Origin of the sequence: Cyclobacterium xiamenense (assembly GCF_009467825.1) — a bacterium.
Lineage (GTDB): Bacteria > Bacteroidota > Bacteroidia > Cytophagales > Cyclobacteriaceae > Cyclobacterium > Cyclobacterium xiamenense.
In genome coordinates, this window is the sequence record NZ_WIOK01000008.1 from 196,457 (window position 1) to 205,221 (window position 8,765).

The 8,765-nt window shown below is 48.6% G+C and carries 9 protein-coding genes; all 9 read left to right on the forward strand.

Annotated elements, in window-relative coordinates:
* The 9 genes from rplQ (at position 1) to GCU44_RS08505 (ending at position 8,550) form a co-directional block, all read left to right on the forward strand.
* A complete protein-coding gene (gene rplQ, locus GCU44_RS08465) occupies positions 1-630 on the forward strand; it encodes a 50S ribosomal protein L17 (RefSeq protein ID WP_154855871.1) in 630 nt (209 codons plus the stop codon).
* Between the two features lie 126 nt (positions 631-756).
* Positions 757-1,848 carry a glutamine-hydrolyzing carbamoyl-phosphate synthase small subunit gene (carA, locus tag GCU44_RS08470; protein WP_154855873.1) on the forward strand — a complete coding sequence of 364 codons (1,092 nt, stop codon included), beginning with the start codon at positions 757-759 and terminating at the stop codon, positions 1,846-1,848.
* A gap of 20 nt (positions 1,849-1,868) precedes the next feature.
* Positions 1,869-3,146 carry a phosphopyruvate hydratase gene (gene eno, locus GCU44_RS08475; RefSeq protein ID WP_154855875.1) on the forward strand — a complete coding sequence of 426 codons (1,278 nt, stop codon included), beginning with the start codon at positions 1,869-1,871 and terminating at the stop codon, positions 3,144-3,146.
* A 124-nt stretch (positions 3,147-3,270) separates the two neighbouring features.
* The gene (locus tag GCU44_RS08480) at positions 3,271-3,558 is read left to right on the forward strand and encodes an FtsB family cell division protein (protein ID WP_154855876.1); all 288 of its coding nucleotides are present in this window, start codon (positions 3,271-3,273) and stop codon (positions 3,556-3,558) included.
* Positions 3,539-4,117, forward strand: coding sequence for a hypothetical protein (locus tag GCU44_RS08485; RefSeq protein ID WP_174238239.1), 579 nt, complete (start codon positions 3,539-3,541; stop codon positions 4,115-4,117). Before GCU44_RS08480 ends, GCU44_RS08485 begins: the two co-directional genes overlap by 20 nt.
* Before the next feature lie 15 nt (positions 4,118-4,132).
* Positions 4,133-4,969, forward strand: coding sequence for a serine O-acetyltransferase (locus GCU44_RS08490; RefSeq protein ID WP_092174363.1), 837 nt, complete (start codon positions 4,133-4,135; stop codon positions 4,967-4,969).
* 11 nt (positions 4,970-4,980) lie between these two features.
* Positions 4,981-5,859, forward strand: a complete 879-nt coding sequence (cysM, locus tag GCU44_RS08495) for a cysteine synthase CysM (RefSeq protein WP_092174366.1) — start codon at positions 4,981-4,983, stop codon at positions 5,857-5,859.
* Positions 5,860-6,110: 251 nt separating this feature from the next.
* Positions 6,111-7,325 (forward strand): hypothetical protein, encoded by a 1,215-nt coding sequence (locus tag GCU44_RS08500; protein WP_154855878.1) that lies wholly within the window; start codon positions 6,111-6,113, stop codon positions 7,323-7,325.
* A 196-nt stretch (positions 7,326-7,521) separates the two neighbouring features.
* A complete protein-coding gene (locus GCU44_RS08505) occupies positions 7,522-8,550 on the forward strand; it encodes a sugar phosphate isomerase/epimerase family protein (RefSeq protein ID WP_154855880.1) in 1,029 nt (342 codons plus the stop codon).
* Positions 8,551-8,765 lie beyond the last annotated feature (215 nt).

Here is an 8,765-nt window from a genome sequence, read left to right on the forward strand (position 1 = left end):
ATGAGACACGGTAAGAAATTTAACCATCTGGGTAGAACCGCCTCACATAGAAAGGCCATGCTATCGAATATGGCAAAGTCTCTCTTGGAACACAAGCGGATCAGTACCACCCTTGCCAAAGCCAAGGAGCTGAGGAAATACGTAGAACCCCTGATCACCAAAGCAAAAGAAGACTCCACCCACAACCGCCGGGTAGCTTTTGGATACCTCAAAAATAAAGAAGCCATCAAGCTCCTCTTTGGAGAGGTAGTAGAGAAGGTTGGAAATCGTCCGGGAGGCTATACGCGCATTATCAAAACCGGCTATCGGCTCGGGGACAATGCCGAAATGTGCATCATCGAATTGGTTGACTTCAACGAATTGATGTTGAAGGAAGAGCAGCCAGCCAAAAAAGCCGGTAGAAGGAGAAGCAGAAGAGGATCAGGTAAGAGCAGTGATACTGCAGGCACCGGTGCAGCTGCGGAAACAGCCGAGAAATCAGAAAGTAAATCCACGAAGACCGAAGGCAGCGATGAAGTGGTTTCCGAAACTCCGGTTTCAGAAGCCCCTGAGGCCACTGCTGCTGACGAGCCTAAGGCCTCCGAGGAGCAGGATGGCGGTGGAAAGGAGGATGACAAAAAGTCTGAATAATTTATGCTCCCAATGCGTGAAAAAAAGTAGGGATTGGCCGTTAGGTTCAATCCCTTTTTTATATCCTTTTGGTTGAATGCTTTCTACTACTTAGAAAATTCTTAAATTTGCCTATCAAAAATTGATATGAACAAGAAAAAAGCCACCCTTCTTTTAGCAGATGGAACGGTCTTCACCGGAAGCCTGGTAGGTAGCCATGGAACCAATGGCGGAGAAATCTGCTTCAATACTGGAATGACGGGATACCAGGAAATATATACCGATCCCTCCTACACCGGACAAATCATCGTCAACACCACCCCGCATATTGGAAATTACGGGGTGATTGATGAGGACCAACAGTCTGATCGGCCCTTGATCGCCGGGATTGTGGTCAACGATTTTTCCGAGATCTATAGCCGTCTGGATGCCACAGAATCCCTTCAAGAGTACCTGGAACGACACGGAATCACCGGAATAGCTGACGTAGACACCCGTAAGTTGGTAAGGCACATCCGTTCCAAAGGGGCGATGAATGCGATCATTAGTTCTGAGTTTGACGACCTGGAAACGTTGAAATCGGAATTGGCACGGGTGCCGGATATGAATGGCCTGGAGTTGTCTTCCACCGTATCCACCACTGAGCCCTATTTTTTCGGAGATGAAAATGCCCCGATCAGAGTAGCCTGTGTGGATTATGGTATCAAAAGGAATATCCTGCGATGCCTGGCTGATCGTGGTGTGTATTGCAAGGTGTTTCCTGCAAAGACCTCCTTTTCCGATATGGAAGCCTGGCATCCGGATGCCTATTTCCTTTCCAACGGACCCGGTGATCCAGCCGTTATGGAGTATGCGGTTGCGACCACCAAAGAAATTCTGGAACAAGACAAACCGCTTTTTGGGATCTGTCTCGGGCATCAGATTCTCGCCAGGGCTTGCAATGTTTCTACCTATAAAATGCACCACGGTCACCGGGGATTGAATCATCCCATCAAAAACCTGCTTACCGGAAAGAGTGAAATCACGTCTCAAAACCACGGGTTTGTGGTTACCCGTGAGGATATTGATCAAAACGATCAACTTGAGATTACCCACCTGCACCTAAACGACGGCACGGTAGCCGGGATCAAACTGAAAAACAAACGTGCGTTTTCCGTACAATACCATCCGGAAAGCGCTCCCGGGCCGCACGATTCCCGATACCTCTTTGAACAATTTATCTCCCTAATACAGAACTAAATCATTAACCTTATTTTGTTATGACATTGATACAATCCATTCACGCAAGACAGATTTTAGATTCCAGGGGCAACCCCACGGTAGAAGTAGATGTATTTACAGAAAACGGAGCCTTCGGAAGGGCCGCTGTTCCTAGCGGCGCCTCTACCGGTGTGCACGAGGCGGTAGAGTTACGAGACGGAGACAAAAGCGTCTACATGGGAAAGGGTGTGTTGAAAGCAGTGGCCAATGTAAACGATGTGATCGCCCCGGAACTGGTTGGTTTTGATATTTTTGAGCAGAACCAGATTGATCAGCTCATGATTAGCCTGGACGGCACCAAAAATAAATCCAAACTGGGAGCCAATGCTATCCTTGGGGTATCGCTTGCCGTAGCCAAAGCTGCTGCCATGGAGTCCGGGCAACCCCTGTACCGGTACATTGGAGGCGTAAATGCCAATACACTTCCCGTTCCAATGATGAACATCCTGAATGGAGGCTCCCACGCCGATAATGGGATTGATTTTCAGGAGTTCATGGTGATGCCCGCCGGCGCTTCTTCCTTCTCCGAATCGCTGCGTATGGGTGCACAGATTTTTCACGAACTGAAGGCCGTATTGAAATCCAAAGGCCTCTCGACCAATGTAGGGGACGAAGGAGGGTTTGCACCAGATCTCAAAAATAACGTGGAAGCCATTGAAGTGGTGCTGCAAGCCATCGAGAAAGCCGGTTTCCGACCCGGAGAGGATGTGTTTATTGCCATGGATCCGGCCTCCTCGGAGTTTTATGACGAGGAGCGCGATTTGTACGTGTTTAAGAAATCTACCGGTGATGAGCTCACCTCCGAGCAGATGGTCAATTACTGGACAGAATGGGTGAACAAATACCCGATCAAATCCATCGAAGACGGCATGCAGGAAGACGATTGGAAAGGTTGGAAAATGATGACCGAAGCCGTCGGCGATAAAATCCAAATCGTAGGTGACGATCTTTTTGTAACCAATGTGGAGCGATTGCAGAAAGGAATCGATGCAAACGTGGCCAACGCCTTGCTGGTAAAAGTAAACCAGATCGGTTCGCTTACCGAAACCATCAACGCCGTGGACCTTTGCCACCGAAACAAATACAAATCCGTGATGTCTCACCGATCCGGTGAAACCGAAGATTCCACGATTGCCGATCTGGCCGTGGCACTCAATACCGGGCAGATCAAAACGGGATCGGCTTCCCGTTCGGATCGAATGGCTAAATACAATCAATTGATTCGTATTGAAGAGCAGTTGGGCGATGCGGCTTATTTTCCAGGCTTGAAGTTTTAATACCAGCGGATCCCCGTTTTTACGGGTAAACGGATCGGTTACCATGAAAACCCCTCACGCGGAGGCAACCGTGAGGGGTTTTTGTTTTTCTTTTGATATATTTGTACAAACTTCGAAGCGGACCATGGCCAAGTATTTGAAATATACCAAAAACTTCTACTTCGTATTTACCGTTTTATTCATTGTCTGGATGGTTTTTATTGACAGCAATGACATCATCAGCCATTTTAAACTCCGTTCCAAATTGAGCGATTTGGAAAACCAACGGGAATTCTACCAGGAGCGGAAGGAAAAAATTAAGGCGGAAAGAGAGGAATTGCTCAGCAATTACGAACTACTCGAGAAATTTGCGCGGGAGCGCTATTTGATGAAACGGAAAACGGAAGATCTCTATGTTGTTGTGGAAGAGTAAATACCTGCCGTTATCGGGTGTATCGTTGGTGTTTCTTTTTTTTATGGGAACTGCGTTTCCCGCGATGGCCCAACGGGTCATTTATCCCGAAGACAATCCACCATTGGAAGAGCGGGTGTATTTTGGTGGTAATTTCAGCCTTCAGTTTGGTACGGTCACTTTTGTGGATATTTCTCCCCTTGCAGGAGCCATGATCACCGATAAGTATTCTGCAGGTCTGGGAGCTACCTACCAATATTTAAACAATCGGTTTGTTCCGAATGCGGACGCGCACATTTACGGAGGCAGGATTTTCAACCGATACAACGTGCTCCCACGATTCTTTTTGCATGCCGAGTATGAGGCCCTGAACGTCGAAGTAGCCAACCTGATTCCCAATACGAATGAAATTGTGATAAGCCGTGACTGGGTACCCGGTTTATTTGGCGGAGCAGGTTATTTTACCCCCTTTGGGGAGCGCGGTGGTATTAATTTCATGCTGCTCTACAACTTTTCCTACGATAACATAAGGTCGCCATACAGTGAACCATATGTGATCAGAGTGGGTTTTGTATTTTAAAGCTACGAAAAAAGCATGGATTCATTTATAGATCGCTTGCATCAAGCTCACAATCACTGTCCGGAATGTCCCTCACCCAAAGTCATCAACCGGTTTTTCGATGAGGTCCTGGGGATGCTTTTCCCGGAACATGCGCATGAGATTTACCGCGAACGCGGGAATCTCGAATCGAAATTTTTTGATTTACAGGTGCAACTTCGGAAAGTTTTAAAAAATAATGAAGCCCTTCACAAAGGCGATGGTGAAAAGCTTGCCGATGCTTTTTTTGACCGTCTGGAAAAGGAGGTTTTCGAGCGCGTGCACGAAGATCTGCAGGCGATGTTTGAGGGAGACCCAGCCGCCAAATCCAAAACGGAAATAATTCGTTGTTACCCAGGGTTTTATGCGATTGCTGCCTACCGGATCGCTCACTTGTTGCACACGCTGGGCATTGGTTTAATCCCCCGAATGATCACCGAATACGCACATAGCAAAACTGGGGTAGACATCCATCCTGGCGCTAAAATTGGCCGGTATTTTTGCATAGACCATGCAACGGGAATTGTGATCGGTGAAACCACACGCGTAGGAGACCGTGTGAAAATCTACCAGGGCGTTACCCTTGGTGCCTTAAGCGTAAACAAAGAAGATGCGGACAAAAAACGACACCCGACGATCGAAGACGACGTGGTCATCTATGCCGGGGCCACCATACTCGGCGGCGATACCGTCATCGGTCAGGGAAGCGTGGTCGGCGGCAACGTATGGCTGACCAAAAGTATCCCGGCCAAAAGCAAGATTTATTACCAAACCAAAATCTACGACGGCTCTTCCAACCTCACAGATTTTTACGTGTTGAAAAGTGACGCCTGATTTTCCAGCCTATGAAGTTATTTGAGTTGATCGGGAATACGCCCTTAATCGATCTACAGACTATTCCCGAAAATCCCCGGGTTAACATCCGTTGCAAATTGGAAGGCCAGAATCCCGGAGGATCCGTTAAGGATCGCGCGGCCTATCAAATGATTCGTGCGGCACTTGACCGTGGGGACATTCGGAAAGGTTCCCGGTTGGTAGAAGCCACGTCGGGCAATACCGGAATTGCCCTGGCAATGGTGGCCAATTTGCTGGGAGTAGAGATGACCTTGGTCATGCCGGATAACTCTACCAAAGAGCGCATTCTATCCATGGAAGCCTATGGGGCCCGGGTGATTTTAACTCCCGCTGAAAAAACCATCGAGCATTCGCGAACGCTGGCAGAGGAAATGGCCCGATCGGAGGGGTATTTTATGTTGAATCAGTTTGCCAATCCGGACAATTACCGCGCACACTACCAAACCACCGGACCGGAAATCTACCGGGACACGGATGGCAAGGTCACCCACTTTGTTTCGGCCATGGGGACCACTGGCACCATCATGGGGGTATCCAGGTACTTAAAAGAAAAAAATCCTGCCATTCAGATCGTCGGCACCCAACCCACAGACGGATCCAGTATTCCCGGTATCCGCAGGTGGTCTCCGGAATTTCTCCCAAAAATTTTTGAACCGGAACGGGTGGATCAGGTGATTGACGTGAGTCAGGAACAGGCCACGGCCATGACCCGTCGCATGGCGCGCGAAGAAGGTATCCTGGCGGGAATGAGTAGCGGGGGCGCACTGCATGCAGCAATGGAGCTTTCCAAAACACTGGAGGAGGGACTGATCGTGTGTATTACCTGCGATCGAGGCGATCGCTACCTGAGTTCGGATCTTTTCGGCTGATGGCCGCAAAATCGGCATTCACTGCGGACATGGGTAGGTTTGATGTGTATCAGGGATTGCCCCTTCCGCTCTGACCAGGAAAGCCTACCCAACCGAAATAGCTCGTATCCGGCGGTTTCGACCTTCATTACAGGTACAAGTGTAGGGTAGATCCCTGTCGACCCATGCGGTGTATTTCCTTTCAGGAATGGAAACGATCCCTGAAAGCAAATTCCTTGGTCGGCGTAGACAAAACCCGTATATTTCCACCTATGAAAGATTACCCTGCCCTAAAGAAGGAATGCCAGACGAATTCGGATTTCACCGCACGAATTATCGACGAGTTTCTCGTGTATTACGCAGCAGATAAGGACAAACTCGGAAAAGAAGCGGACCTGCGGCTGGGTTCGTATCGGCACATTTCTGCCGATATGGATAAAAGTTGGCTAAACATGCTCAAGTCGCAGTACATTGTGCACCGGGTAATGAAAGCAGGCGGGCTTATTCACAAATACGTAAACCATGCGGCCATTTCCAGAATGCCCGAAGAGGACCGGGATTGGTTGCGGAAGCAGGCGGAGACCCCCTGGAAATTTAGTTTCTCTCGGATTCTCGATAGTCCGGAAAAAGATTTTTATTCCATGGAAGATCTTTTTACCGGTGAGGAGTACCTGCTTTACTCGACCGGGATCAGCCATATTTTGGCCCAACAGGGGGAAATGGAAACATGGTTTAATCTGATTGGCTACAATGGCGCCTGCTGGCAAACCTTTGGATCTATATCCGGTTTCCAGAGCTTTTCCGCAGACGATATTTTCTTCTTTGCTACCGAACTGAATCCAATGATCGCTTCGGAAGAGGAATTACTCGCCGATGTCGCGAAAAATCCGGTGCCCTACATGATGCTGTTTGCACGGTCCAACTACCCATTGACCGTTCACGAGGGAGAAGTATTGGAATTGATCATTTTTGGAATAGAAGAGCAGGAAGTTCCCGTAGCCTCCATGGAAAAGGATTTTTTGGTGGATCAGGTGGCGTCCGTATACCGAATACGCCTCAAAGATTGGGAGGGGAAACCCCATTTTGCAGCGGCCTATTACGATAGTGAAGAACGTTTTTTACAGGTTACCGCCATGACACAGCGGGGATATGCAGTATTGGCCGAAGCCCTTCGGAAGCACCGACTTCCCGTAGAAGAAGAAGCCGATATTTACCTGCGTCCGGCCATGCTCACTGCCACAGAGGAGCTATTAAAACGGGAAATCGAACTGATGCCGTATGAACTGCTGTTTGAGAAGGAGGATCCGGAGGTGGAGGAAGAGCTGGAGAAGCTCAATGCGTTTATTGGATTGGCCCTGCCTGACTTAAATGCCGGAAAAGAACCCGATGTGGAACGCCTTGCAGCACAGGTTGGGCTGGATCTCGAGGCAAACAGGGATGCCATCCAGCAAATTTTTGCGGAGTTTCACAAAAAAACGAAAAAATAGGTCGGGAGTTTATCCTTCGGCATGCCGTGCAGCGGAAAAAAAGCGGTTCCAGTTGGACGGGGGAGGTAGCCTTGGAGAGAATTGGAGGCGGCCATTGGAATCGGTCGTTTTCTGTATTTTGCATATTGGGTAGAAATTGGTTCCTTTTTTCAATTTTTGCAACTAACTTTCCCACACAAATAAAATAACAATACCCATGGAAAACCGAAGATCTTTTTTGATCAAATCCACGCTGGGACTGGTAGGCGTAAGCCTTTCTCCTTCCTGGCTTCAAGGAGCTCCGTCCATTATCCGAAGCTACAACAAACCGAATTCTAAGATAAACGGAGTGCAGATTGGGTGCATTACCTACTCGTTTCGCTCCATGCCCGACCAAAGTGCAGAAGCGACCTTGAACTATGTCACCGAAAGCGGCATCAATGCCATAGAACTGATGGGTGGTCCTGCCGAAAGCTTTGCGGGGATGCCAGCGTCGACGCTTGACAGAAGGAAGTTTTACCAGCTTATGGGCAAGCAACGCCGGGGAGAATCGCTAAGCACCGATGAACGCAAGGAATTGCAGGAATTGCAAAAGGAATCGGAAGCATATGGGGAACTGGTTGCCGAATGGCGGTCCAAGACGGATTTCAAGTCCTTCGAAAAGTTGAAAAAAATATATAAGGATGCGGGTGTCAGCATTTATGCGTTTAAGCCGGCTGCATTTGGACAGGGCAATTCCGACGCGGAAATTGCGTACGGCATGAAAGCCGCCAAAGCGCTAGGGGCTTCACACGTGACCCTGGAACACCCCTCCAACGATGCCCATACGCAGAAGTTGGGGAAAATGGGAGAAACCCACCGGATGGCCGTCGGTTACCATGGGCACGAACAACAGACCTTTGATTTTTGGGACACCGCGTTGGCACAAAGTCCTGCAAACGGCTTGAATTTTGACGCAGGCCATTACGTCGCTGCCGGTCATACGGATATCATGGATTTGCTCAAAAAACAACACAAGCGAATCCTGAGCATGCACACCAAAGACCGGCAAACTCCCGCCAATGGGAAAGGAAACCTGCCTTGGGGAGAAGGGGACACGCCTCTTCAGGATATTTTGCAGCTGATTCGGGACGAGAAGTACCGTTTTCCTGCGACCATTGAGTTGGAGTATGCTGTTCCGGATGGTTCCGATGCCGTGAAGGAAGTGCAGAAATGCCTGGAGCACTGCCGAAAATTATTGGGGTAACCTTTCCAACGCCAGCCCTGGCAACAGGGCTTTGTCAGCTTTCCGATGAGAGGGTATCACTCGGTTTTCTCGATTGGTGGTAGGGCTTCTTTCTGAATCCCTAAAAAACTGATATCCAATGAATTAAATAGAGGTAATTTAATTTAAAAACCCCGAAAATAGTCACTTTTAGGCTTTTTCCGGGGTTTTCTTTTTTGTATTTTAACGTTGCTAAA

What these genes read in the sequence shown, in the direction of transcription:
- rplQ (WP_154855871.1), top strand. Translation starts at nt 1, where the DNA reads ATGAGACACGGTAAGAAATTTAACCATCTGGGTAGAACCGCCTCACAT.
- carA (WP_154855873.1), top strand. Translation starts at nt 757, where the DNA reads ATGAACAAGAAAAAAGCCACCCTTCTTTTAGCAGATGGAACGGTCTTC.
- eno (WP_154855875.1), top strand. Translation starts at nt 1,869, where the DNA reads ATGACATTGATACAATCCATTCACGCAAGACAGATTTTAGATTCCAGG.
- GCU44_RS08480 (WP_154855876.1), top strand. Translation starts at nt 3,271, where the DNA reads ATGGCCAAGTATTTGAAATATACCAAAAACTTCTACTTCGTATTTACC.
- GCU44_RS08485 (WP_174238239.1), top strand. Translation starts at nt 3,539, where the DNA reads ATGTTGTTGTGGAAGAGTAAATACCTGCCGTTATCGGGTGTATCGTTG.
- GCU44_RS08490 (WP_092174363.1), top strand. Translation starts at nt 4,133, where the DNA reads ATGGATTCATTTATAGATCGCTTGCATCAAGCTCACAATCACTGTCCG.
- cysM (WP_092174366.1), top strand. Translation starts at nt 4,981, where the DNA reads ATGAAGTTATTTGAGTTGATCGGGAATACGCCCTTAATCGATCTACAG.
- GCU44_RS08500 (WP_154855878.1), top strand. Translation starts at nt 6,111, where the DNA reads ATGAAAGATTACCCTGCCCTAAAGAAGGAATGCCAGACGAATTCGGAT.
- GCU44_RS08505 (WP_154855880.1), top strand. Translation starts at nt 7,522, where the DNA reads ATGGAAAACCGAAGATCTTTTTTGATCAAATCCACGCTGGGACTGGTA.